The following is a 25,332-nucleotide window of genomic DNA, read 5'->3' on the forward strand; positions in this document are numbered from 1 at the left end:
GGGCGGACGTCGTCGGACCGCCGGGGCCGGCAGCCCCGACGGCCACGGGGCGCTAGCGCATCTGGATGCCGCCGCCCGGCATGCCGCCACCGGCACCCGGGGCACCCCCGCCGCCCATCTGATCGGGCGTCATGATGCGTGACGCCTGCTCACGCTGCATCTCCTTGAGCTGCTCCATGGTCTGCTCCAGCGCTGCCTGGGCGGCGGGCGGGAAAGCATTCATGGCCTCCTCGAGGCTGTTGGCCTCGAGCTCAAAGTTGAGCGGCAGGGCACCGGCCGGTGTCATGACCTGGGTGCTGCCCAGGTAGAGCACCGGCCGGCTGTCGTCCGGCTTCCCGTCGCGGGTGACCGGACTCAGCCGCTGGATGCTGCCGACCTGACGATCGGTGAAGTTTTCTTCCTGGTACAGCCCGTCCGCATTCAGCGTGAGCTGGTCCAGGGTGTCCGCGTTTTCGGCATCCGTCATGTTGACTCCTTTTGCCGTTACAGGCCCTTGACGGCCTGAACCATGCCACCGGCGACCTTCTGACCGTCGCCGAACACCATGCGTGTGTTCTCGCCGTAGAACAGATGGTTCTCGACGCCCGAGAAGCCGGCGCCACCGCCGCGCTTGATGACCATCACGTTTTCGGCCTCGTCGACGTTGAGGATCGGCATGCCGTAAATCGGGCTCGACGGATCGTCCCGCGCCGCCGGGTTGACGACGTCGTTGGCGCCGATCACCACGGCGACATCGGTCATGGCGAACTCTTCGTTGATGTCTTCCATGTCGAAGATCATGTCATAGGGCACACCGGCCTCAGCGAGCAGAACGTTCATGTGACCCGGCATACGTCCGGCCACGGGGTGGATGGCGAACTTGACCTCAACCCCCCGGTCCTGCAGCAGCTCGACGAACTCCCAGATCTTGTGCTGCGCCTGGGCCACCGCCATGCCATAACCGGGCACGATGATCACGCGCTCGGCGTAGGCCATCATGATGCCGGCGTCCTCGGCCGAGATGTCCTTCATCTCGCCCGCGGGGCCTTCGCTGCTCGCCCCTTCGCTGCTGCCCCAGCCGGCGAACAGGACGTTGGTGAGCGGACGGTTCATGGCCTTGGCCATGAGCTGCGTGAGCAGCGTACCGGCGGCACCCACCACCGTACCGGCGATGATCATGGCCGGGTTGCCGATGGCATAGCCCTCAAAGCCCACGGCCAGACCGGTCAGGGCGTTGAACAGTGAGATGATCACCGGCATGTCGGCGCCGCCGATCGGTACCGCGACGAACACGCCGAACAGCAGGCCGAGGGCAAAGAACACCGCCACCACCAGCGCGCTGTCGGTGAAGAAGGTCAGAATGCCGAACAGCACCGCCAGGGCGAACACCACAATGTTGACGATCTGCTGGCCGGGGACCAGCTGGCTGCGCTTCATGCGGCCGTCAAGCTTGGCCCAGGCGATCAGCGATCCTGAGAACGCCACCGTGCCGATGAACGCACCCAGAATCGCCAGGATGGCGACGTCGGCCCCGAGGGCACCGGCGATGCCGACGCTGCCGGCGCCTTCCGCGCGCAGGGCGGCGGTGGCCGCCTGAACGCTGATGTCGGCATCGGCGGCCAGCGCCTCGGCCCGTACCTGGAGGTCATTGGGCAGGGTGCGCAGGGCGCGCAGCATCTCGACCGCGGCGATGGCGGCGGCGGCGCCACCACCCATGCCGTTGTAGAGCGCGACCATCTGGGGCATCTCGGTCATGCCCACACGACGCCCCGACCACCACGCGAGCCCACCGGCGGCGGCGATCGCGATCACGATCAGGACATAATTGGTCAGCCCATGCACCGCCGGGTGCAGGAAGGTGACCAGGGTGGCCAGCACCATGCCGGCGCCGGCCCACATGATGCCCTTGCGGGCGGTCCGCGGGGAGCTCATGGCCTTGAGGCCAAGAATGAAGAGGACCGCCGCGAGGAGGTAACTCAGCTGGACAACAAAGTTCATTCCTCGGCCCCCTTCTTCTGCTCATCCTTGCTCTTGAACATCTCGAGCATGCGCTCGGTGACGACATAGCCGCCCACGGCGTTACCCGCGGCGAGCAGCACCGCGATGAAGCCGATGATCTGCTCGGTCACCGTCCCGGCATGGCCGAGCACCACCATGGCGCCCACCACCACGATGCCGTGGACAAAGTTGGAGCCGGACATCAGCGGCGTATGCAGGATGACCGGCACACGGCTGATGACCTCGAAGCCGGCGAACGCCGCCAGCATGAATATGTAGATTGCGACAAATCCTTCGATCGCCATTATTTATCTCCTTCCATGCGCTCGCGGGTCGGCGCATGCCGGGTCTCGCCGTCGTGGGTCAGGCAGCTGTCGGCCAGGACCTGGTCGTCCCAGTCGAGGTGGATCTCGCCGTCCTTGATGATCAGCCCGAGCAGGTTGACCAGATTGCGGGCGTACATCTCGCTGGCATGGGTCGCGGCCATGCTGGGAATGTGCCTGGGCCCGGCAATGATGACGCCCTGGTGGGTGATTTCCTTGCCGGCCTCGGTCAGCTCGCAGTTGCCGCCGGTCTCGGCGGCCATGTCGACGATCACCGCACCGGCCTTCATCCGCTCGACGGTGGCCCGGTCGATGATGGTCGGCGCCGGCCGCCCCGGGATCGATGCGGTGGTCACCACCGCGTCGGCCTGGGCGATGTGGCGGGCGAGGACCTCGGCCTGCTGGGCCTTTTCCTCGTCGGTGAGCTCGCGGGCATAGCCCCCTTCGCCCTCCGCGCTGACGCCGGTGTCGATGAACTTGCCGCCCAGCGATTCGACCTGCTCGCGGGTGGCGGAGCGCACGTCGTACGCCTCGACAATCGCACCCAGGCGCTTGGCGGTGGCGATGGCCTGCAGACCCGCCACGCCGGCGCCGACAACCACCACCCTGGCCGGGCGCACCGTGCCGGCGGCGGTGGTCAGCATCGGGAACAGCTTGGGCGAGAGGTGCGAGGCCAGCAGCGCGCACTTGTAGCCGGCGATGTTCGCCTGCGACGACAGGGCATCAATGCCCTGGGCGCGGGTGATGCGCGGCACGAGCTCCAGCGCGAAGCTGGTCACGCGGCGCTTGTTGAGGTTGCGGATGCGGGTGTCGCCCTCGTGGGGCGTAAGAAACCCGAGCAGCAGGCTTTTCTCGGGGAGCTTGCCGGCTTCATCGGCGCTGGGTGGCTCGACCCGAAGGACCACATCGGCATCCTTGTAGAGTGCTGCCTGATCGTCGGCCCAGCTGACCCCTTCGTAGAGCTCGTCGGGAAAACCGGCCGACTCGCCGGCGCCCCGCTGAATCCGCACCTCGACGCCAAGCTTGGTGAACTGCTTGAGAACACTGGGCACGACGGCGACGCGTTTTTCTCCGTTGGCCGTTTCCTTGGGGACGGCGATGGTGATGCTCATCGAGTTAACTCCTGTCCTTTGGCGGTCCACTTGAACCGTCGAACCCGCGATTCTACAACATCTTTGCGGCTAAACACCCCCACGCCCATCGGGGTATCCCGGAACCGCCACGGTAATCAAGCAGTCATACTTGCACAGTAACGTCAAGCATCGGATGATCGAAGTCAGTCATTCAGGTGCGGTGACGCGCGTGACAAGGGGACCCTGGCGTGATCAGCTTGCAGCAGCCCATCCTCCGGACCGATGTCTCCGGCATGCCACTGGAGTGGATGACCTACCAGGCGGCGGTCCGCCTCTACCACCTCGACCAGGTGGCCTATACCTGCGGCCACACCCTCTACCGGGTCCACGGCGGCTACAGCGCCCGGACCGGTCTACGCAGCGTGGTCGACGTCAACTCGATCATCGCGACCGCAGGGGCGATGCAGGCGAGCCTCAAGGATCACGCCGCCTATCGACCGCCCCTGAATAACGCCACGCTGTTCCGCCGGGACGATCATCTGTGCCTGTACTGCGGCGAGCGCCGGCCGGTCCGCGAGCTCTCCCGCGATCACATCAAGCCGATCAGTCGCGGGGGCATCGACACCTGGACCAATGTGGTTACGGCCTGCAAGCGCTGTAACAACCTCAAGGGCAACCGCACGCCGGAGCAGGCCGGCATGCAGCTGCTGGCGGTGCCGTTCGCCCCCACCCATGCCGAGTATGTCTATCTGCAGGGGCGACGCATTCTGGCCGATCAGATGGCCTTCCTGCGTGCGCACTTCCCGCGTCGCAGTCCGCTGCGCGAGCGGTTGGCCGCAAGCCCCAGCTAGCCGTTACTCGCCGGGCAGGCGGCCCATTTCCTCGAAAAAGTCGGAGTAGGCGTCGTCCTCCAGGGACACGTCGCCGTCAACGACCTGCGAGCGTCGGTACTGGCGATAGGCCGAGCGTGTGAAGACGTACGGGTCAACCGCGGCGTCATCGCGGAAGCGGGCCGCCCCCGCCATCCGGGCGCGGGTGTTGACGATCTCGAGGGCGGTCAGTGCGCCGAAGGTCACCGTATCCAGGGTCACGTAGGTGATCACGTTGGTGTAATAGGCCACCGGGTACTGGGTGACGTCGCGGGTGTCAGAGGGACCGAACAGCGGCAGCACCAGATAGGGGCCGGCATCGACGCCCCAGACGCCCAGGGTCTGGCCAAAGTCCTCGGCGCGGCCCTCGATGCCCAGCCAGGCCTGCGCCGGGTCGAACAGTCCCAGCAGCCCCACTGTGGTGTTCACCACAAACCGGACACTCTCGCGACCGGCATCCCCCGCCTTGCCCTGAAGCAGGTCATTGAGGATGTAGCCCGGCGCCTCGAGGTTGGTGAAAAAGTTGTCAACGCTGTCCCGCACGCCCTCACTGGTGATGCGCGTCCAGCCCTCACTGGCGGGCTCGAGGGCGTAGGTGTCGACGCCCTCGTTGAAGTCGTAGACACCCCGGTTGAACCCCTCAATGGGGTCATTGGCCGAGTTGCTGCCGGTGCTGGCGCAGCCGCTCACCACCAGGGTGATCAGAAGCAGGGCGACCAGCCGGAGGATGCCGGCGGGCGGGTGGTTCGGATGATGCTGCCGGGTCACTGAATTACTCCGGTGCCGCTTCAAAGGAGTCGTAGAACAGCCGGTCCGAGGGCAGCCCCGCCGCCGCAAAGGCCTCGCGGGCGGCGTTGATCATCGGCGGCGGTCCGCTCATATAGACATCGAAGCCGCTCAGATCCGGGTGATCGCGCACCACCTGCTCATGGACAAAGCCGGTGGCGCCGCGCCACTCATCGGCGGGTTCCGGATCGGAGAGCACCGGGGTGTAGGCGATGTTCGCAGCCTGCCCGGCCCACTGGCGCGGCAGCGAATCGAGATAGAGATCGGCCGGCCGGCGGGCCCCCCAATAGATATGCATGGGCCGCTTGAGGCCCAGGTGCAGGGCCTGTTCCATGATGCCCTTGACCGGGGCAAAGCCGGTGCCGCCACCCATCAGGATCATGGGGCGATCGCTGTCGTCGCGGAGAAAGAAATTGCCCAGCGGGCCTTCAAAACGAAGCAGCGCCCCTTCCTTGAGGTCATTGAATACATGCCCCGAGAATACGCCCCCCGGCAGGTGGCGGATATGCAGCTCGAGCAGATCGTCGTCGTAGGGGGTGTTGGCCAGCGAAAAGCTGCGCCGCTGGCCGCCCCGCAGCAGAAAGTCGATGTACTGCCCGGGCAGGAATGCCAGGCGCTTGTCCCGCGGCAACTTGAGAAACAGCCGGCGCACGTCCGGCGCGCATTCCTCGATGGCCTCCACCCGGGCCGGCAGGCGCTGGGGGCGGATATCGCCGGCCTCGCGGACTTCCTTCACCCGTATCACCAGATCGCTGGCCGGTCGGGCCTGACAGAACAGCGCCTTGCCCGACTCATCCTGGTCGGCGTCGATGGCCGGGGGCAGCCCGTCGGGATAGGCGATCCGTCCTTCGACCACATCGCCCATGCAGGTCCCGCAGGTGCCGCCGCGGCAGCTGTAGGGCAGCATGAGCCCGGCGCGCAGGGCGGCATCGATGACACTCTCGCCATCATCCACGTCAAAGGCGTGATCGCTGTCGGCGATGCGGACCTGGTAGCTCATCGGTTGTCTCCCTCAGTCAGCGGGTCGTGGCTTGTGGCAGGACAGACATTGACGGTGCCGGTCACGTTCACGCCGGCGTGAACTCCGCCAGCACAGGGGCATGGTCCGAGGGCCTTTCCCAGCGCCGGGGGTCGAGGTCCACCGCGCTGGCGGTCAGGCGCCGGGTGAGGGCGGGGCTGGTCAGGATCAGGTCGATGCGCAGACCGCGATTGCGCTTGAAGTTGTTGACCCGGTAGTCGAACCACGAAAAGCGGTCAGCCGGCTGCTCGAAGCGTCGGAAGCTGTCGCTGAAGCCCAGTGCGGTGATGGCCGACAGGGCATCGCGCTCGGCATCGGAGCAGAGGATCTTCCCCGCCCACTCCTCGGGATCGTGGACATCGGCATCCGCCGGCGCGATATTGAAATCGCCCACCACCGCCACCTGGTCGTGGCGGCTCAGCTCGTCCTGCAGCCAGCCGCGCAGATGCGCGAGCCACTCCAGCTTGTACTGGTATTTGTCGTCGCCCACCGCCTTGCCGTTGGGCACATACAGGTTGATGAAGCGCACGCCATCGACCGTGGCGGCCAGCACCCGGCGCTGCGGGTCCTCGAAACCGGGGATGTCGAGGCTGACCGCCTCAAGCGGCGCGCGTGCGAGCACCGCCACGCCGTTGTAGGTTTTCTGGCCCGAGTAGGCCACCTCGTAGCCGGCCTCGCGTATCGCCTCCACCGGGAATCGCTCGTCGGGCAGCTTGGTCTCCTGCAGCCCCAGAATGTCGGGGCCGGCGGTCTCGAGCCAGTCGAGGACATGGGGCAGGCGGACGTTGAGCGAATTGACGTTCCAGGACGCGATCTTCACCGAGGACTCCGGGCAGCGTGTTGGCAGACGTGCAGTATACGCTGAGGCCGTCGTCCGTGCAGTGTCGGGATGATCATCGGTCAGACGCTGGACGTCGCACCGCGGGCGCTACGGTAGCGACGCATGAACCGCCGGTCGATCCAGTCCTTGAGGTGCCAGACTAGGCGCCCGCCGATGCTGAAGGCCCCGCGCGAGGCAACGGCATGACGATCACCCGTGGTGACAAGCGCCAGCCAGCGGCGCTGGGGGTGATAGGGCCGTAGCGGTTGATCGCGCAGAAACCGGCGCAGGTTGTGCGCCAGCGGCGGCCCCTGGCGGACCGCGATCACACCCGCCTTGGCGCGCGGCTGATTGTCCATGCTGGCGATGTCGCCGGCCGCGAACACGCGGGCGTCAGTCACGCTCTGCAGGGTGTCGCCGACCCGGATGAAGCCCTGCGCATCGAGGGCGAGTCCGGTGGTGGTCAGCCAGTCGGCGCCCCGGGCGCGGGTCACCCAGATCACTTCCTCGGCATCGTGATGTCGGCCATCGGCGGTGGTCAGACCGTGGGCATCGACGGCGGTGACCGCCTCGCCGCAGTGCAGGCCGATATGACGCCGGGCCAACAGCCGCTGGAAGCGTCGCCGCACGCGCGGGTTGTGGGTGGGCAGCACGCTGGCGCCACGGGTGTAGAGGGCAAAGCGCAGCACTGACGGGTCAGTACCCCGGGCCTGGAGCTCGGCTGTCAGGCGGTGCTGCATGGCGAGCACCAGCTCGACACCGCCGGCGCCACCGCCGACCACGGCAATCCGCCGCGGTCGCGGATCGGCGCACACCCGCTCAAGCAGGGCCCGCCAGCGCGCATCGAAGCCGTCAATGGGTTTGGCCGCCACCGCATGCCGATCGGCCCCGGTCTGACCGGGATCGGGTGTCGAGCCGATGTCCAGCGACACGGCATCGTAGGGATAGGCTGCGCCCGATGCGGTGATAAGGGTGCGCGCCGTGCGGTCCAGCCCGGTCGCACTGGCGGGGATGAACTCGATGCCGGCCCTCGCCGCCAGTGCCTGCAGGTCGATGTGCACGTCGCGATAGCGATAATGCCCGGCGATATAGCCGGGCAGCATGCCCGAATAGGGGGTGAACCGGTCCCGCGAGAGCAGGGTGACGCGGACGCCGGGCAGTGGCCGCCGGCCGAGGCGGCGCACCACCTCGACATGGCTGTGGCCGCCGCCCACCAGCAGCAGATGCCGCGCGGTCATGCCCGCCTGCGCCCCTGCGCCGCTCAGGCGGCCAGGCCGCTGGCCTTCAGCAGCGGTTCGATGCTCGGCGCCCGGCCGCGGAAGTCCCTGAACAGCGTCGCGGCATCCACCGAGCCACCGCGCTCGAGGATGGCTTCGAGAAACGCCCGGCCGGTGACTGGATTGAAGATGCCTTCCTCGGTAAACCGCGCGAAGGCGTCCGCCGACAGCACCTCGGCCCACTTATAGCTGTAGTAGCCGGCGGCGTAACCACCGGCAAAGATGTGCGCGAAGCTGTTGGGAAAGCGATTGAAGGCCGGTGGCTGGACGACGGCCACCTGCTCGCGGACTTCGTTGAGCAGGGCAAAGATCCGCTCGCCCCGCTGGCGGTCATGCTCGACGTGCAGGCGCAGGTCAAACAGCGAGAACTCGAGCTGGCGGACCATCTGCATGGCGGCGTGAAAGTTGCGCGCCGCGGTCATGCGCTGGAACAGGGCATCGGGGATCGGCTCGCCGGTTTCGTGATGGCGGGCGAACAGATCCAGCGCCTCGCGCTCCCAGCACCAGTTCTCGAGGAACTGGCTGGGCAGCTCCACGGCATCCCAGGCGACGCCGTTGATGCCGGCCACGCTGGCGGCATTCACCCGGGTCAGCATGTGGTGGAGGCCGTGGCCGAACTCATGGAACAGCGTCTCGACCTCGCCATGGGTGATCAGCGCCGGGCGATCCCCCACCGGCGGGGTGAAGTTGCAGGTCAGGAACGCCACCGGTGTCCGGGTCTGGCCGCTGTGATTCATGCGACCCCGGGCCGGGGCCATCCACGCCCCGCCACGCTTGTGCGAACGGGCGTAGAGGTCGGTGTAGAACTGCCCGCGCAGTGCCCCATCCGCGTCGCGGATTTCATAGAAGCGGACATCCGGGTGCCAGGTGTCGACACCCTCGCGCTCGGCGATGCGCACACCGAACAACCGTTCCACCACCGCGAACAGCCCGGCCATCACCCGGTCGGCCTGAAACCAGGGGCGCAGATCCTCGGGCGACAGGTCAAAGCGCGCCTCGCGCAGCCGCTCGCTGTAATAGCCGACATCCCAGGCCTCCAGCGACGCCAGCCCATCCCGCTCGCGGGCGAAGGCCTGGAGCCCGGCATACTCCTGCTCCGCGACGGGCCTGGCGCGCTCGGCAAGGTCTTCCAGAAAGGCGATCACTTCGGCGGCCGAGTCGGCCATCTTGGGCGCCAGTGACAGGCTGGCATAGTCGCGATAGCCCAGCAGCTCCGCCTGCTCCTGCCGCAGGTCGAGGATCTCGGCCATGATCGGGTGATTGTCCCGCTGGCCGGCCTGCGGGCCGGTATCCGATGCCCGGGTGGTAAACGCCTCGTAGACCTCGCGGCGCAGCCCGCGATCATGGGCATGCGCCAGGACGGCCTGCACGACTGGCATGTCCAGGCTGATGCGCCAGCCCTCGACCCCCGCCTGCTCCGCATTCTGCTTCATGACCCCCAGCGCGCTGTCGGGCAGGCCGGCCAGCTCGTCGGCATCGCCCGTATCGCGGTACCAGGCATCGGTGGCATCCATGAGGTGCTCCTGGAACCGCGATGACAGCTCGGCAAGGCGGGCGGCGATGGCGGCATAGCGCTGCTTGGCACTGTCTTCCAGCGCAACGCCGGCCAGCTCGAAGTCACGCAGGGCATTGTCCACACTCTGGCGCTGATCCTGATCGAGATGCGCGTATTCATCACTGTCGCGCAGCGTCCGGAAGGCGCTGTAGAGCGCCGTGTTCTGCCCCATCTCGGTATGGTAGGCGGATAGCGCCGGCAGGCAGGCGTTGTAGGCCTCGCGCAGCGCCTCGCTGTTCATGACGGCGTTCAGGTGCGACACGGGCGCCCAGATCTGCTCGAGCCGGTCTTCAAGCCGCTCCAGCGGGGCAACCAGGTTGTGCCAGGTGTAAGGCCCGCCATCGCGGGTGATCGCGTCGATGGCGGCGCGGTTGTCGGCCAGCACCTGGTCGACCGCGGGCTGGACATGTTCGGGACGGATCTCCGAGAAACGGGGCAGGCCGGATTCAGCGAGCAATGGGTTGGTCATGGTGATGCCGTTGTGCTCCGTAGGTCAGTGGGGAAGATTCCCCGTTGCGGACAGATCATCAGGGTAGTCGATTCGGCTTGGCCTGTTCGAACCGAATCCTCGCTCGGAAGTTCGATGGTTCCGGCCAGCCGTTGCTTTGTGTCAGTGCCTTGCAATACCGTCTGAGTGGTCTGAACCCGGGGCATGCCATAATAATGAACACTCAATGATCAGCACGAAACGCCTCCGCGCGGCCACGTTTGCTGCCGGACTCGCGCTGGCCTCACTGGTCCTGTTGCTGCCCGGCACCGCTCGCGCGGACGCCTCGGACTCCCCGTCGCTGCTCTCGGTCGATTATTTCAGTCCCCGTGCCTCGTTCGACCGTTTCATCCGCAACACCGACGCGTTGATCGGCCTCCGCGCCGACGGGGCGCCGGTGAGCGAGCAGGTCCCCCGTCTTCGTGCAGCGGCCGGCAGTTTCGATTTTGACGCGACGCCCCACGCCTCATCGACCGCCGAGCAGATCCGCCGGATCCTGATGGCCCGCGAGATCATCGCGCGTCTGCCCATGCCGCCGCTGGATACGATCCCCGACCGAGCCCGGGTGACGGAGACGGATCTGCGCAGCTGGACCGTTCCCGGGACCCAGCTGCGCATGCGGCGCATGACCGGTACCCGCCACGAGGGGGCATTCAGGTTTGATGCCGCCACCATCGCGGAAATCGATGATCTGTATCGTCGGATCAGCGACAGGCCCAGGCTCGACGGCGCGCCCGATGCCTATCAGCGCTACATCGCCGACGTCGACGCCGGTGCGGGCGCGATGGGGCTGAGTCAGGCATTGATCGCCAGCCGCCTGCATGTCGTTGGCACCACCAGCCCGCGCGACACCATGGAGAGCTTTCTCGGCAACATGACCGACGCTTACCGGGTGGCGCGGACCGCGGCCCGCCAGCTCGGCAGCGATCCGCCGCAGATATCCATCGAGGCGGCGCGACGCCAGCAGGCCATCGCCACCGACCAGCTCCAGCAGGCGGTATCGGTCTTTGATCTGTCGGAAGTGCCTGAAGCGCTGCGACGGGATACCGGGATCGAGGCCGCGCTGCTCCTCAAGGAGATCATCGACCGGATCCCGCTACCACGGCCGGAGACGATACCCGACGCAATCGATCTGGCCGGGCTGCCCGCCGGGGCGGATTACGACTGGCGAATACCGGGCACGCAGATTCGGATCGAGCGCATGCAGTCGGGCCCCCACGCCGGAAGCTTCCTGTTCGATGCCAATACGGTCAGCATTCTGCGGGACAGCTACGCGGCGCTGCGTGACCTTGAGTACCGTGATCCGACGGCCCTTGCCCTCGCGGCCTTTCCCGCGGCCGGGATCACGCCGGGATTCTATGATTTCTACATAACGGGTCCGGGTTATCTGGTGCCCGGCGCCCATCCGCTGGGCGCCATCGTCGACCGACTGCCCGACTGGTCCGAGCGGGTGATCATGGATCAAACCGTCTGGCAGTGGGGCGGATCCGTGGTGACGCTGGCGGTCCTGGTCCTTACCATCTGGCTTGCGTTTCGCGTCATCGACCAGCCTGCCCGGCACCACCCGGACAGCGGGATCGCCGCCTGGATGGCGATTGCCGCCCCGCTGCTCGCCGCATTCCTGACCCACCGCGCGACCCTTTTCATCGATTACGACCTGAATTTCAGCGGCACGATGCTCGAATATCTGCTGTTCGCATCGGGGCTGGCTGTGCTGGGCTTTCTTGTCTGGGCGGTCTGGCGTCTGTCCAGCGCGTTCGCCACGACAATACTGGCGTCGTCGGCCCTGTCGAATCGCGGTTTCGATGCCAGCCTGGTCCGGCTGCTGTCCGGGCTCCTCGGCGTGGCCGCAAGCATTGGCGTCGCCTCCTTTGGATTGGGGCGGCTGGGTGTGGATGTGGTGCCGTTGCTGGCCGGTCTGGGGGTGGGCGGTCTGGCCGTGGCGCTAGCGGCCCGGCCGACGCTGGAAAACCTCATCGGTGGGCTGATCCTGTTCAGCGACAAGCCGGTGCGTGTTGGCGACTTCTGCACCTTCGGGGACATGAGTGGCACGGTCGAAGGGGTCGGCATCCGGTCGACCCAGATCCGCGCCCTCAACCGGGCGCTGATCTCGGTGCCCAATGCGAAGTTCGTTGATATGGAAATCGTCAACTGGGCGCGATGCGACACCATGCTGATCGAACAGACCCTCAGGCTGCGTTGCGAGACCTCGGCCGATCAGCTTCGCCACGTCCTCATCGGCATTCGCGAAATGCTGCACGGCCACCCTCGGATCGAGGAATCCACGATCCGTGTCCGCTTTGCGGGCTATGGCGAATCCTCGCTCGATGTCAGCGTGCGCATTTATGCACTCACCCGCGACTGGAACGAGTATCACGCCATTCGCGAGGACGTGAACTTCCACATCAAGCGAATCGTCGAGGCTTCCGGTACCCGTTTCGCGGTTCCCGCCAGCGTCATTTATACGGTCCGGGACAGTTGGCCTTCCCCCGGTCTGACCTCGGAACGGGCCCAGCAAGAAAGCCGGCAGAGGGAGGACTCCGAACCCCTGTCTGATCCCGACTCGCGGTCCTGAGCCATGACTATGTCAAAATGGCGGTCGAGACATTCATCGACAGCAGGAGCCGGCAATGAGCGGCGAGCAATACGACTATGACCTGATCTGCATCGGCGGCGGCAGTGGCGGGATCGCCACCGCGCGGCGTGCGGCCGCCCATGGCGCACGCTGCGCCGTGATCGAGGCGTCGCGGCTGGGGGGCACCTGCGTGAACGTTGGCTGTGTGCCCAAGAAGGTCATGTGGCAGGCCGCACACAGCCGCGAGGTCATGGCCAGGGCCGCGGATTACGGCTTCAGCGGCGTCGCGCCAAGCCTTGACTGGGGCGCCCTGGTCAGTGCCCGCGAGGCCTATATCGAGCGCCTGAACGGCATCTACGACCGCAACCTGGATAACTCCGGCGTGGACCTTATCCGCGGTCAGGCGCGCTTCACCGATCCGCATACCGTTGAGGTGGACGGTCAGTCCTATCGGGCCGAGCGCTTCGTGATCGCCACCGGTGGCACGCCGGGACGGCCCGGTATCCCGGGTGGCGATCTGGGCATTGATTCGGATGGGTTTTTTGAGATGACCGATCGGCCCGAGAAGGTGGCCGTGGTCGGCGCGGGCTATATCGCCGTGGAGCTGGCGGGCGTCCTTCATCAACTGGGCAGCGACGTGCAGCTGGTGGTGCGACGGGAAAAGCCGCTGCGCGGTTTTGATGCCGCCATTCAGGATGCCTTCGTCGAATCCATCGCGGCGCATGGCCCCACGCTGGTCAATCATTTCACACCGGCGGGGCTGGAGGCCGCCTGGGGCGGCTATACGCTGCATGGAGCCGACGGCCGCACGCTGGAAGGTCTCGATCAGGTGATCTGGGCGGTGGGGCGGCTGCCCAATACCGACGAGCTGGGCCTGGACGCGGCGGGTGTCCGTATGGATGCCGCCGGCACCATCCCGGTGGATGAATGGCAGTCGAGCAATCAGCCGCATATATTTGCGCTGGGCGATGTCACCGATAATCCCTACCCGCTGACGCCGGTGGCGATTGCCGCCGGCCGGCGCCTGGCCGATCGGGTGTGGGGCGGTCAGCATGAGCGCCGGCTGGAGTATCGGGACGTTCCCACTGTGGTGTTCACGCATCCGCCCATCGGCAGCGTCGGGTTGACCGAGGCCGATGCCCGCGCGGCCCATGGCGATGCGGTGCGCGTCTATGAAACGCGGTTTGTGCCCATGGACTTTGCTCTGGCGCCCGCCGAGGCCAAGCAGCGCAGCACCATGAAGCTGGTCTGCGTGGGCGATGACGAGCGGGTCGTGGGCGTGCACCTGTTCGGAGTCGGCAGCGACGAAATGCTGCAGGGCTTTGCCGTGGCGGTGCGCATGGGCGCCACCAAGCACGACCTGGATGAAACCGTCGCCATCCATCCGACCAGCGCCGAAGAGCTGGTCACCCTGACCTGAGACAGGTGGTGTCGCGATGATTGAGACCTATCAGGGCATTACCCCGCAGGTGGCGGCCTCGGCCTGGATCCATGACAGCGCGGTGGTGATCGGTGATGTGCGGCTCGCGGCGTCGGTGTCGGTCTGGCCGACGGCCGTGCTGCGGGGGGATGTGCACCACATCGACGTGGGCGCGCAGACCAATATCCAGGATGGCGCGATCGTCCATGTAGCCCATGAGGGGCCTTATCAATCCGGTCATCCGGCGATCATCGGTGCGGCCGTCACCGTGGGGCACCGGGCCATCATTCATGCCTGCCACATCGGTGATCGTGTGCTGGTGGGCATGGGCGCGACGGTGCTGGACGGCGCCCATGTCGGGGACGAGGCGATCCTTGGTGCGGGGGCGCTGGTGCCCCCGGGCAAGCAGCTCGAGGGTGGCTATCTGTACCTGGGCAGCCCGGCGCGGGCGGTGCGTGCGCTCGATGATCGCGAGCGCGAACAGCTGGCCTACTCCGCCCGCCATTACGAGTCACTGATGGGGCGTCACCGCGACGGCGGCTGATCGGGCCCGGTCAGGTTGGGGGGCGTGATCGGGTTGGCGGCCAACTGGCGCTGGACAATGCTGGGGGTGATCGCGCAGGTGGCGAGGGTGACCACGGTCATCGCGCCGTAGAGCGCCGGCGGCACAACGCCGGGCCCGTAGCGGCCGGCCTGGTCGACGATCACCATCGCGATCTCGGCCCGGGGCACCATGCTCATGGCGATGACCAGCGCGCTCGACCGCGGGGCCATGAACCGCGCCGGCAGGGCAGTGCCGACCAGCTTGCCGAGGACCGCCGCCAGCAGCAGGATGGCACCCGCACTGAGCGCGCCGGTCAGGGCCTCGGGCTCGAGCTTGAGGCCAATGCCGATGAAAAAGAACGGCGTGAGAAAGTCGTAGAGCACGCGATAACCCCGATCCTGCCGGATCTTTCGCGGTGCCTTGCTGAAGACCAGTCCCGCGAACAGCGCCCCCACCGCCAGCGAAAATCCGAGCATGCCCGCCAGCGCGGCGATCAGGCTGCCCACCGCCACGACGATCAGCATGCGCGTTGGCGAGCGCTCGCGGCGGATGAGCGCCCGGGTCATGGGAGGCTCGACCCAGTGTGCGAAGGCATAGCAGCCTGCGGTGAAGGCGGCGAGGCTTGCCAGCAGGCCGGCGCCGGTGGTGCTCGCCGCTATCCAGTCGACGCCGTTGCCACCGGTCAGGGTCGGGATGATCGCCAGCAGCAGTGCCATCAGCACCACACCGGAGATGTCGTCGAGCTCGGCCACGTCCAGCACCAGCGCACCCTGCTCGCTGCGGAGCGCACCGGCGGCCTGCCACGGCGGCAGGGCGACGCCGATGCTGGTGGCGGTCAGGGCCACGCCGGCGACCAGCGCCGGCACGTTATCAAAACCCGCCCAGCGCGCCGCGTAGTAGCCCACCGCCCCTGAGACCAGCACGCTGATCAGCCAGATCAGGCTGGCGCCGGGGAGTTTGTCGAGGAGTCGTCGGGGGTTGCTGCCCAGTCCCACCCGAAACAGCAGGGCGACCAGCCCCAGGGCGGCAAGCAGGTCGAAGGCCCCCTGCACCGCCGGGCTCAGCAGCGGCACGACGTCGTGGAGCAGCCGCAGGCCCAGGCCGATGAGGATATAGCCCACCAGGGCCGGGATCCTCAAGCGCTCGCAGAGGTGTTTCAGCACGATGGCGAGCAGCGTGACGCCGCCCACCAGCAGCACCAGTAGCGAGTCAGGTGTGGCGCTGGCCTGGATCATCCACGCGGGTCAGGGACGGGTGTCGTTGCGCAGGGTTTCGATCACCGGAGCGGTGCTGGGCCGGATGCGGCGCCAGAGCTCGAAGGCCCCGGCGGCCTGCTCGACGAGCATGCCCAGTCCGTCACGGGTGCGATAGGCGCCATTGGCTTCGGCCCAGCGCAGGAACGGCGTGGGCTCGGCGCCATAGAGCATGTCGAAGGCAGTGGCCCCGTCGCCGACGATGCTGGCCGGGAGGTCGGGCACGTCGCCTTCGAGCCCGCTCGAGGTGGCGTTGATGACCACTTCGAAGCGCTCGCCGCTCAGGTCATCGAGTCCGCAGCCCTCGATGCTGCCGGCGTCGGCGAAGGCCCGGGCGAGGGTCTGTGCCCGCTCGGGGGTGCGATTGGCGATCACCAGAGTGGCCGGGTTCTCGTCGAGCAGCGGCATCAGCACGCCGCCCGCGGCGCCGCCGGCACCGATCAGCAGGATGCGCTTGCCGGCAAGGCCGACGCCCAGGTTGTTGCGCAGGTCGTTGATGAGTCCCTCGCCGTCGGTGTTATCGGCATAGACACTCTCGCCAAAGATCAGGGTGTTGACCGCACCGGCGCGCTCGGCCCGATCACTGCGCTGGTCGGCCAGCGCCCAGGCCTGTTCCTTGAACGGCACCGTGATGTTGGCGCCATGCGCCCCCTCGGCGCGAAAGGCCGCGATTGCCTCGGCGAGTCCATCGAGTGGTGGTTCGCGCCGGGTGTACTCGATCTGCTGGGCGGTCTCTTCGGCGAACAGCGCGTGGATGCGCGGTGACAGTGAGTGATCGATGGGGTGGCCGAAAACGGCATAGGAATCCATGGGGACCTCCGATAGGTCGGGGCGTTCAGTGCTCGGCCAGCCAGCCGGCAACGTCCCTCGCGAAATAAGTCAGGATGGCATCCGCGCCGGCCCGCTTGAAACCGAGCAGCGACTCCATCACGCAGGCCTCGCGGCTGAGCCAGCCGTTGTCGAAAGCGGCGTTCAGCATGGCGTACTCACCACTGACCTGGTAGGCGAAGGTCGGCACGTCGAAGCGCTCACGCACCCGCCGGATGATATCCAGATACGGCATGCCCGGCTTGATCATGACCATGTCGGCGCCTTCCGCCAGATCGAGCCCCACCTCGCGGAGCGCCTCGGCGCCATTGCCGGGGTCCATCTGGTAGGTCCGCTTGTCGCCGCCGCCCAGATTGCCGGCCGAGCCGACCGCGTCGCGGAATGGCCCGTAGAAGGCCGATGCGTATTTGGCGGCATAGGCAAGGATGCGCGTTTCGGGGTGGCCATCGGCCTCAAGTGCCCGGCGGATGGCGCCGACCCGTCCATCCATCATATCCGATGGGGCAACGATGTCCGCCCCGGCCGCCGCATGCGACAGCGCCTGGCGGACCAGTGCCTCCAGGGTGATGTCATTGGCGACATAGCCATTGGCATCCAGCAGCCCGTCTTGGCCGTGGACGGTGAACGGATCAAGGGCGACGTCGGTGATCACGGCAATCTCCGGCGTCCGGGCCTTGATGGCGCGGACTGCGCGCTGTGCGAGCCCCTCCGGATTCCAGGCCTCGGCGGCATCATTGCTCTTGGCGGCCGCCGGCGTGACCGGAAACAGGGCGATGGCCGGCACCCCCAGCCGCTCCAGCTCGGCGGCTTCCGCCTGCAGGCGATCCAGGGTCAGGCGCTCGACGCCGGGCATGGATGGCACCGGTTCGCTGTGATCGTGACCCTCGATGACAAAGACCGGTTGGATCAGATCGTTGACCGACAGGCCGTTCTCGCGCACCAGTCGCCGGGTGGCGTCGTCGCGCCGCAGCCGCCGCGGACGGCTGGCGGGAAATCCCGGCCCGTGGGCTGATTCATGCGTCACCTTTGAATCCTCCGCTCGGTTGTTCGGGCAGGCGGGCCACCGCCCAGTCCAGCACCCGCCGCACCCGGGGCGCGGTGATGCGATAGGCCGTGGGCTGGTCCACCCAGCGCCATTCGTGATGTTCGGGGGTGCCAAGCTCAGGGGCAATACCTAGCGTCACTTCTCGGATGGGGGTTTCCGCCAGGTAATAGCGCGCCACCTTGCCGCGGGCGTAGGGACCGGTCTCGGTGTAGTCCTCGCCCCAGTTGAACCACATGTCGGTGATGCCGGTCTCCTCGGCCACTTCGCGCCGGGCGGCCTCAAGGGGCGTCTCGCCGGTTTCGGTCCGGCCCTTGGGGAAGTCCCAGTACTGGTAGGCGCGCAGCAGCAGAAACCGCCAGCGGCGGTGTTCCGCGCGCACCAGAACCACGCCGGCGGACAGGATGCGTGGGTTCTGTCTAGTCATGCCAGGCCGGGCTCAGAGAGCGGACGGCATCGACCATGGCCTCGACATGTTCCGGGGGGATCTGGGGGTGTACGCCGTGACCGAGGTTGAAGACATGACCGCTGCCGGGGCCGAACTCCCGCAGCACGCGTTCGACCTCGCGACGGATGACTTCGGGGCGCGCGTAGAGGATGCTCGGGTCGAGATTGCCCTGCAGGGCCACGCGATCGCCCACCCGGCGCCGCGCTTCGTCCATTGACAGCGTCCAGTCGATGCCCAGCGCGTCGGCACCGCTGTCGGCGATGGTCTCGAGCCAGATGCCGCCGCCTTTGGTGAAGAAGGTCACTGGCACGCGCCGGCCTTCGCGGCTGCGGATCAGCCCGTCGATGATCTGCTGGGCGTACTGCAGTGACAGCCGCGGATAGACATCGTGGGCCAGCGCGCCGCCCCAGGTGTCAAAGATCATCACCGCCTGGGCACCCGCCTCGATCTGCGCGTTGAGATAGGCGGTGACGGCGCGCGCGGTTTTCTCGAGCAGGCGGGCCATGACCTGGGGCTCGTCGTAGGCGAGCGCCTTGATATGGCGGAAGTCCTTGCTGCTGCCGCCCTCGACCATATAGGTCGCCAGCGTCCAGGGGCTGCCGGCGAAGCCGATCAGCGGGACGCTGCCTTCCAGCGCCTGTCGGACCCGGCTCACGGCATCGGTGACGTAGCGCAGTTCGGCGTCCACATCCGGCACCGGCAGGCGGTCGACGCTGGCGGCATCACGCACCGTATGCTCAAAGCGCGGACCCTCGCCGGGCTCAAAATAGAGCCCCAGGCCCATGGCGTCGGGCACGGTGAGGATGTCCGAGAACAGGATGGCGGCATCCAGGTCGAAGCGCCGCAGCGGCTGCAGGGTCACCTCGCAGGCAAGCTCGGGATTGCGGCACAGGTTCATGAAACTGCCCGCCTGGGCGCGGATTTCGCGGTACTCGGGCAGATAGCGCCCGGCCTGGCGCATGATCCAGACCGGGGTGCGGTCGACGGGCTCGCGGGCGAGGGCCCGCAGGAGACGGTCGTTGTGCAGTTCGCTCATGACCACGGGCCGGCCTAGACGCCCATGTAGGCGAGGATGCCCTTGGCGGCCTCGCGGCCTTCATAGACGGCGGTGACCACCAGGTCCGAGCCGCGCACCATGTCGCCGCCGGCGAACACGTTGGGGTTGTCGGTCTGGAAGGGGTGCCGGCCGCCTTTTTTGACGCGGACCCGCTCGCGCTCGTCGACGCCGATGCCGTGCTCGTCGAACCACTCCGGCGGATCGGGGCGAAAGCCGAAGGCCATGATGACCCGGTCCGCGGGGATGATCTCCTCGCTGCCCGGCACGGTCTCGGGGCGCCGGCGACCGCGCTCGTCGGGGGCGCCGAGGCGGGTCTCGACCACCTTGACGCCCTCCACCTGGCCATCACCGACGATCTCGACAGGCTGACGGTTGAAGCGGAAGTCGACGCCTTCCTCGCGGGCGTTGTAGACCTCGCGCCGCGATCCGGGCATGTTCTGCTCGTCGCGTCGATAGGCGCAGGTCACGCTGCTCGCGCCCTGACGCAGGGCGGTGCGGTTGCAGTCCATGGCCGTGTCGCCGCCGCCCAGCACCACCACGCGCTGATCGGCCATGTCGACGAACTCTTCCGGGCTTTTCTCGAAGCCCATGAGCCGGTTGATGTTGGAGACCAGATAGGGGAGCGCCTCGTAGACGCCAGGCATGTCCTCCCCGGGAAAACCGCCCCGCATGTAGGTGTAGGTGCCCATGCCAAGGAAGACCGCGTCGTACTCGCGCTCGAGCTCGGCGTAGGTGACGTCGGTGCCGACGTCCACGCCCAGACGGAACTCGACGCCCATGTACTCCATGATCTCGCGGCGCTTGGCGATGACTTCCTTTTCGAGCTTGAACGGCGGAATCCCGAAGGTCAGCAGCCCGCCGATCTCGGGGTAGCGGTCAAAGACCACCGCCTCGACGCCATTGCGCACGAGGATGTCGGCGGCACCCAGGCCGGCCGGGCCGGCACCGATGACCGCCACCCGCCGGCCGGTGGGCACTACACCGGTCATGTCCGGCCGCCAGCCCTGCTTGAAGGCCTCGTCGGTGATGTACTTCTCGACCGAGCCGATGGTCACGGCGCCGAAACCGTCGTTGAGCGTACAGGCGCCTTCACACAGCCGGTCCTGCGGACACACCCGGCCGCAGACCTCGGGCAGGGTGTTGGTCTTGTGCGAGAGCTCGGCGGCCTCGAACAGGTTGCCCTCGGCGATCAGCTTGAGCCAGTTGGGGATGTAGTTGTGGACCGGGCATTTCCACTCGCAGTACGGATTGCCGCACTCCACGCAGCGGTCGGCCTGGGCGGCGGCATGCTCGGTGCTGAAGTCACCGTAGATTTCGGTGAACTTCTGCACCCGGGCACGCGCCGGCTCTTTCTCGGTGTCCTGACGCGGGACGTCGATAAACTGGAAGTAGTTACCCATAGCGTTCTCAGGCTGCCTGCCGCAGCGTGCTCAGTACCTCGTTGATGTCAGCAGCCCGCGGCTTGACCAGCCAGAAACAGCCGACGTAATCGCGGAAATTGTCGAGGATCTCCTGCCCCCAGGGCGAGCCCGTCTCGTCGATGTACTCGGCGATGGTATCGCGCAGGAACTCCCGATGCGCAGTCATGGGCTCGGTCTGGACGCGGCGGATGTCGATGAGCTCGTGGTTGTAGCGATCGACGAACTGGTTGTCCATGTCCAGTACGAAGGCGATCCCACCGGTCATCCCGGCGCCGAAGTTGAGCCCCGTCGGCCCGAGCACGCAGACCACGCCGTCGGTCATGTACTCGCAGCCATGATCGCCGACGCCTTCCACCACCGCATGGGCGCCGGAGTTGCGCACCGCGAACCGCTCACCGGCCAGGCCCGCGGCAAACAGCTTGCCGCCGGTGGCCCCGTAGAGGCAGGTGTTGCCGATGATGGTGGTGTCCTGACTGGCGAAGCCGCTGCCTGCCGGCGGGCGGATGACCAGTTTGCCACCGGCCATGCCCTTGCCGACGTAGTCGTTGGCATCACCGTCGAGCACCATGTTGAGCCCACCGGCATTCCACACGCCAAAGCTCTGACCGGCGCTGCCGGAGAGGTTAAGACGGATGGGCGAGCCGCTCATGCCCAGGTTGCCGTGGCGGACGGCGATCTCGCCGGACAGCCGCGCACCGATGGAGCGGTCGTCGTTGCGCACCGCGTACTCGAACACCCCGCCCGAGGCCGACTCGATGGCCGGCAGGGCGTCGGCGACCATGCGCTCGGCGAGCTCGCCGCGGTCGAACGGCACGTTGCTGGGTGTGACGCAGTGGGTGGGCTTGGCCGGATCGAGCCCGCCGTCGGAGAGGATCGGCGAGAGATCGAGCTTGGCCTGCCGGGCCGTCTCGGGGGTGCGCTGCTCGAGCAGATCCACCCGGCCGATCAGCTCCTCGAGCGAGCGGATTCCCAGCCGCGCCATCCACTCCCGCGTTTCCATGGCCACGAAGGTGAAGTAGTTGGCGACCCGCTCGGGGGTACCGATGAAGTGCTTGGTCCGCAGGACCTTCTCCTGCGTCGCCACGCCCGTCGGGCAGTTGTTGAGATGGCAGACGCGCAGGTACTTGCAGCCCATGGCGATCATCGGTGCCGTGCCAAAGCCGAAACTCTCGGCCCCCATGATGGCTGCCTTGATGACGTCGAGCCCGGTCTTGAGCCCGCCGTCGGTCTGCAGCCGGATCTTGCCACGCAGGTCGTTGGCGCGCAGCGTCTGATGGGTCTCAGTGAGGCCCAGCTCCCAGGGCGTCCCGGCGTACTTGACCGAGGTCAGCGGGCTGGCGCCGGTGCCGCCATCATGGCCGGCAATAGTGATCAGGTCGGCATATGCCTTGGCCACGCCGGCGGCGACGGTGCCCACACCGGGCGCCGCCACCAGCTTGACCGAGACCAGCGCCTGCGGATTGACCTGCTTGAGGTCGTAGATCAGCTGGGCGAGGTCCTCGATGGAGTAGATGTCATGATGCGGCGGTGGCGAAATCAGCGCCACCCCGGGCTTCGAGTAACGCAGCCGGGCGATCATCTCGTTGACCTTATGCCCGGGCAGCTGTCCGCCCTCGCCGGGCTTGGCACCCTGGGCGACCTTGATCTGCAGCACCTCGGCGTTACGCAGGTAATGCGGCGTGACGCCGAAGCGGCCCGAGGCCACCTGCTTGATCTTGGACATCCGCTCGTTGCCGAAGCGGTGGGCATCCTCGCCCCCCTCGCCGGAGTTGGAGCGCCCGCCGAGGCGGTTCATGGCGATCGACAGGGCCTCATGGGCCTCGGGCGAGATCGCGCCCAGTGACATCCCGGCCGAGTCGAAGCGGCGGATGATGTTCTCGAGCGGCTCGACCTCGTCGAGCGGGATCGGTGTCCGGTCGGTGACCTGGAACAGATCGCGCATGGCGGCCACCGGGCGGGTGTTCACCGTTTCGGCGTACGCCTGATAACGGGCGTAATCGCCGGTGTAGGCGGCCTCCTGCAGGGCGGCCACCACATCGGGGTTGTAGGCGTGATACTCACCGCCGTGGACGTACTTGAGCAGCCCACCCTGGGCGAGGGGCACGCTGGCCCGCCAGGCCTGTTCGTGGAGACTGCGCTGGTCCTCCTCGAGGTCCGCGAAATCCGCGCCCTGGATGCGTGAAGTGGTGCCGGTGAAGCACAGGTCCACCACGCTGTCGCCGAGGCCGACAATCTCGAAGAGCTGAGCGCCGCGATAGCTGGTGATCGTCGAGATGCCCATCTTCGAGAGGATCTTGTAGAGCCCCTTGTTCAGCCCCTTGCGATAGTTGCGCAGCAGGTCGGAGAGCTCCGCGCCCTTGATCTCGCCGGTGCGCAGCTGATCCTGCACCACCTCGAAGGCCAGATACGGGTACACCGCGGTGGCGCCGTAACCGATCAGCACCGCGCACTCGTGGCTGTTGAGGGCCGTGCCGGTCTCCACCACCAGGTTGGTGTCGCAGCGCAGACCGGTGCGCACCAGGTGATGGTGAACGGCGCCGGTGGCGAGCAGGGCATGCACCGGGATGCGATCGCGGGCCAGCTCTCGGTCGGTGAGCACCAGCAATGTGGCGCCGCCGCGGACGGCCTCGGCCGCCTCGTCGCGGATGGCATGGATGGCCGCCTCCAGCGAACCGTCCGCGGCAAAGCTGAGGTCGATGTGGTGGACGCGCTCGCCTTCGCGGTGGGCCTCGATCAGGCCGCTGAACTTGCCGTCGGAGAGGATCGGCGAGTCGAGCACCAGGCGCCGGGCATGATCCTCGACCTCCTCGAAGAGGTTCTTCTCCGGGCCGAACACGGTCTCCAGCGACATCACGATCTGCTCGCGCAGCGGATCGATGGCCGGGTTGGTCACCTGGGCGAACTGCTGGCGGAAGTTGTCGTAGAGCGGCCGCACCTGGCGCGAGAGCACCGGCATCGGCGTGTCATCACCCATGGAGCCGACCGCTTCCTGGCCGCCCTGGGCCAGTGCGCGGGTGACGATGTCACGCTCCTCGAAGGTCACGCCGAACTGCTTCTGATAGGTGTCGAGCGAGTGGCTGATACGCGACTCGCCGGTGTCGCCCACCGAGGGCACATCGCGGGAGTGCTCGGCCAGCCAGCGCTTGTAGGGCGCGCGGTTCTTGAGCCGCTCGTCGACGTCCTCGGGCAGGATCAGGTTGCCGGTCTCGGTGTCCGCCGCGAGCATCTCGCCGGGCTTGAGACGGCCCTTTTCGACCACCTGATCGGGATCGTAATCCCACACGCCCACTTCGGAGGCCAGCGTGATATGGCGGTCCTTGGTGATCACCCAGCGCGCCGGTCGCAGGCCGTTGCGGTCGAGGGCGCAGGCGGCATGCCGGCCGTCGGTGAGGACAATGCCGGCGGGCCCGTCCCAGGGCTCGATATGCTGGGAGTGGAATTCGTAGAACGCGCGCAGGTCGGCGTCCATGGTCTCGACATTCTGCCAGGCCGGCGGCATCAGCAGACGCAGGGCCCGGAAGATATCCATGCCGCCGGTGATCAGCACGTCGAGCATATTGTCGAGGCTCGAGGAATCCGAGCCGGTCAGGTTGACCAGCGGCTGGATCGCCTCGATGTCGGGCAGCAGCGGGGTGCTGAACCGGTACGCCCGGGCGATGGCCCAGTTGCGGTTGCCCTGGATGGTGTTGATCTCGCCGTTGTGCGCGAGATAGCGGAACGGCTGGGCCAGCCGCCACTGCGGCAGCGTGTTGGTGGAAAAGCGCTGGTGGAAGACCGCCAGCGAGGTCTCGAGGGAGGGATCCTGCAGGTCCTTGTAGAACACCGGCAGGTTCTCCGGCATGACCAGGCCCTTATAAGAGAGCACCCGCGCCGACAGGCTCGGGATATAGAAGACCGGATCGACGCCCTCCAGCGCCTTCTCGGCACGCCGGCGCGCCATGAACAGGCGCCGCTCGAACTCGGACTCTTCCATGTCATCGGGCGTGTTGACGAACACCTGGGCGATGTCCGGCAGCGTCGCCAGGGCCTGTTCGCCGCAGGCGCTGGTGTCGACCGGGACTTCGCGCCAGCCCGCCGCCGGCACCTCGTAGTGGGCCAGTGCATGCTCGAGCACGCTGCGGGCATGGCGGCCCGCCTCCGCATCGCGGGACAGGAACACGCAGCCGGTGGCAAAGCGCTCGGCCAGATCGATGCCGGCCGCGGCGCCCGCCTGGCGCATGAACGCCACCGGCGGCTTGATCAGCAGACCGCAGCCGTCGCCGCTCTTGCCGTCGGCGGCGACCGCACCGCGATGCGTGAGCCGCGCCAGGGCGGAAATCGCCGTTTCCAGCAGCCAGTGGCTGGGTTGGCCGTCCATGTGGGCGATCAGGCCAAAGCCGCAGTTGTCTCGCTCGAATTCCGGCTGATAGAGCGTCGGACCGTTGAAGGGTAGTTGCTCCACGCTAACTGCCTCTCTGTTATTGGCTGGGGTTGGGCGTCGCCCGGCGTTCGGGCCGCATCGGGGCCCGGTGCGGACGACGCCTCCGGCGGCGCCAGCAGTTGACGTCCTCAATCAATGC

Annotated in this window: 20 protein-coding genes; 4 read left to right on the forward strand and 16 right to left on the reverse strand. The window is 67.2% G+C overall.

Annotated elements, in window-relative coordinates:
• Positions 1 to 52: 52 nt before the first annotated feature.
• The 4 genes from BBH56_RS00385 to BBH56_RS00400 are packed head-to-tail and all read right to left on the reverse strand — an operon-like array spanning position 53 to position 3,412.
• Positions 53 to 466: a hypothetical protein gene (locus BBH56_RS00385; RefSeq protein ID WP_110882346.1), complete on the reverse strand. Its 414-nt coding sequence runs from the start codon at positions 464 to 466 to the stop codon at positions 53 to 55.
• Between the two features lie 17 nt (positions 467 to 483).
• Positions 484 to 1,977 carry an NAD(P)(+) transhydrogenase (Re/Si-specific) subunit beta gene (locus tag BBH56_RS00390; protein ID WP_110882347.1) on the reverse strand — a complete coding sequence of 498 codons (1,494 nt, stop codon included), beginning with the start codon at positions 1,975 to 1,977 and terminating at the stop codon, positions 484 to 486.
• A complete protein-coding gene (locus BBH56_RS00395) occupies positions 1,974 to 2,282 on the reverse strand; it encodes an NAD(P) transhydrogenase subunit alpha (RefSeq protein ID WP_110882348.1) in 309 nt (102 codons plus the stop codon). The genes BBH56_RS00390 and BBH56_RS00395 overlap by 4 nt, the downstream gene beginning before the upstream one ends.
• Entirely contained in the window at positions 2,282 to 3,412 is a 1,131-nt protein-coding gene (locus BBH56_RS00400) for an NAD(P) transhydrogenase subunit alpha (protein WP_148121568.1), read from the reverse strand. The genes BBH56_RS00395 and BBH56_RS00400 overlap by 1 nt, the downstream gene beginning before the upstream one ends.
• A 254-nt stretch (positions 3,413 to 3,666) precedes the next feature.
• Between BBH56_RS00400 and BBH56_RS00405 the strand changes: the two genes are divergently transcribed.
• Complete coding sequence (locus tag BBH56_RS00405; RefSeq protein ID WP_144347273.1) at positions 3,667 to 4,224, forward strand: HNH endonuclease; 558 nt, start codon at positions 3,667 to 3,669, stop codon at positions 4,222 to 4,224.
• A gap of 3 nt (positions 4,225 to 4,227) precedes the next feature.
• Here the strand turns inward: BBH56_RS00405 and BBH56_RS00410 are convergent, their stop codons facing one another.
• From BBH56_RS00410 to BBH56_RS00430, 5 genes are all read right to left on the reverse strand, one after another.
• The gene (locus BBH56_RS00410) at positions 4,228 to 5,010 is read right to left on the reverse strand and encodes an MlaA family lipoprotein (RefSeq protein ID WP_235012782.1); all 783 of its coding nucleotides are present in this window, start codon (positions 5,008 to 5,010) and stop codon (positions 4,228 to 4,230) included.
• A gap of 4 nt (positions 5,011 to 5,014) precedes the next feature.
• On the reverse strand, positions 5,015 to 6,028 hold the full coding sequence (locus BBH56_RS00415) for a CDP-6-deoxy-delta-3,4-glucoseen reductase (protein WP_148121569.1): 1,014 nt from the start codon (positions 6,026 to 6,028) through the stop codon (positions 5,015 to 5,017).
• Positions 6,029 to 6,095: 67 nt separating this feature from the next.
• Positions 6,096 to 6,866, reverse strand: a complete 771-nt coding sequence (gene xth, locus BBH56_RS00420) for an exodeoxyribonuclease III (RefSeq protein WP_148121570.1) — start codon at positions 6,864 to 6,866, stop codon at positions 6,096 to 6,098.
• 80 nt (positions 6,867 to 6,946) lie between these two features.
• Complete coding sequence (locus BBH56_RS00425) at positions 6,947 to 8,104, reverse strand: FAD-dependent oxidoreductase (RefSeq protein ID WP_148121571.1); 1,158 nt, start codon at positions 8,102 to 8,104, stop codon at positions 6,947 to 6,949.
• A gap of 23 nt (positions 8,105 to 8,127) precedes the next feature.
• Positions 8,128 to 10,167, reverse strand: a complete 2,040-nt coding sequence (locus BBH56_RS00430) for a M3 family metallopeptidase (protein ID WP_148121572.1) — start codon at positions 10,165 to 10,167, stop codon at positions 8,128 to 8,130.
• 205 nt (positions 10,168 to 10,372) lie between these two features.
• Between BBH56_RS00430 and BBH56_RS00435 the strand changes: the two genes are divergently transcribed.
• From BBH56_RS00435 to BBH56_RS00445, 3 genes are read left to right on the forward strand one after another with little or no spacing between them, the layout of a single operon-like run.
• Complete coding sequence (locus tag BBH56_RS00435; RefSeq protein WP_148121573.1) at positions 10,373 to 12,760, forward strand: mechanosensitive ion channel family protein; 2,388 nt, start codon at positions 10,373 to 10,375, stop codon at positions 12,758 to 12,760.
• Positions 12,761 to 12,815: 55 nt separating this feature from the next.
• Positions 12,816 to 14,180, forward strand: coding sequence for a glutathione-disulfide reductase (gene gorA, locus BBH56_RS00440; protein WP_148121574.1), 1,365 nt, complete (start codon positions 12,816 to 12,818; stop codon positions 14,178 to 14,180).
• Between the two features lie 16 nt (positions 14,181 to 14,196).
• A complete protein-coding gene (locus BBH56_RS00445; protein WP_144347065.1) occupies positions 14,197 to 14,724 on the forward strand; it encodes a gamma carbonic anhydrase family protein in 528 nt (175 codons plus the stop codon).
• Here BBH56_RS00445 and BBH56_RS00450 read toward each other — a convergent pair.
• From BBH56_RS00450 to gltB, 7 genes are read right to left on the reverse strand one after another with little or no spacing between them, the layout of a single operon-like run.
• Positions 14,706 to 15,959: a cation:proton antiporter gene (locus tag BBH56_RS00450; RefSeq protein WP_148121575.1), complete on the reverse strand. Its 1,254-nt coding sequence runs from the start codon at positions 15,957 to 15,959 to the stop codon at positions 14,706 to 14,708. The genes BBH56_RS00445 and BBH56_RS00450 overlap by 19 nt on opposite strands.
• A 9-nt stretch (positions 15,960 to 15,968) precedes the next feature.
• Positions 15,969 to 16,787, reverse strand: a complete 819-nt coding sequence (aroE, locus tag BBH56_RS00455) for a shikimate dehydrogenase (RefSeq protein ID WP_148121576.1) — start codon at positions 16,785 to 16,787, stop codon at positions 15,969 to 15,971.
• Positions 16,788 to 16,812: 25 nt separating this feature from the next.
• Positions 16,813 to 17,829, reverse strand: a complete 1,017-nt coding sequence (gene hemB / locus BBH56_RS00460; RefSeq protein ID WP_148121577.1) for a porphobilinogen synthase — start codon at positions 17,827 to 17,829, stop codon at positions 16,813 to 16,815.
• Positions 17,819 to 18,274 carry an NUDIX domain-containing protein gene (locus tag BBH56_RS00465; protein WP_148121578.1) on the reverse strand — a complete coding sequence of 152 codons (456 nt, stop codon included), beginning with the start codon at positions 18,272 to 18,274 and terminating at the stop codon, positions 17,819 to 17,821. The genes hemB and BBH56_RS00465 overlap by 11 nt, the downstream gene beginning before the upstream one ends.
• Positions 18,267 to 19,331, reverse strand: a complete 1,065-nt coding sequence (hemE, locus tag BBH56_RS00470) for a uroporphyrinogen decarboxylase (RefSeq protein WP_110882366.1) — start codon at positions 19,329 to 19,331, stop codon at positions 18,267 to 18,269. The genes BBH56_RS00465 and hemE overlap by 8 nt, the downstream gene beginning before the upstream one ends.
• Before the next feature lie 14 nt (positions 19,332 to 19,345).
• A complete protein-coding gene (locus BBH56_RS00475) occupies positions 19,346 to 20,752 on the reverse strand; it encodes an FAD-dependent oxidoreductase (RefSeq protein WP_144347070.1) in 1,407 nt (468 codons plus the stop codon).
• Between the two features lie 7 nt (positions 20,753 to 20,759).
• Positions 20,760 to 25,214 carry a glutamate synthase large subunit gene (gene gltB, locus BBH56_RS00480; RefSeq protein WP_148121579.1) on the reverse strand — a complete coding sequence of 1,485 codons (4,455 nt, stop codon included), beginning with the start codon at positions 25,212 to 25,214 and terminating at the stop codon, positions 20,760 to 20,762.
• Positions 25,215 to 25,332: the final 118 nt, after the last annotated feature.

This window comes from Spiribacter roseus (assembly GCF_002813635.1).
GTDB classification, from domain to species: Bacteria; Pseudomonadota; Gammaproteobacteria; order Nitrococcales; family Nitrococcaceae; genus Spiribacter; species Spiribacter roseus.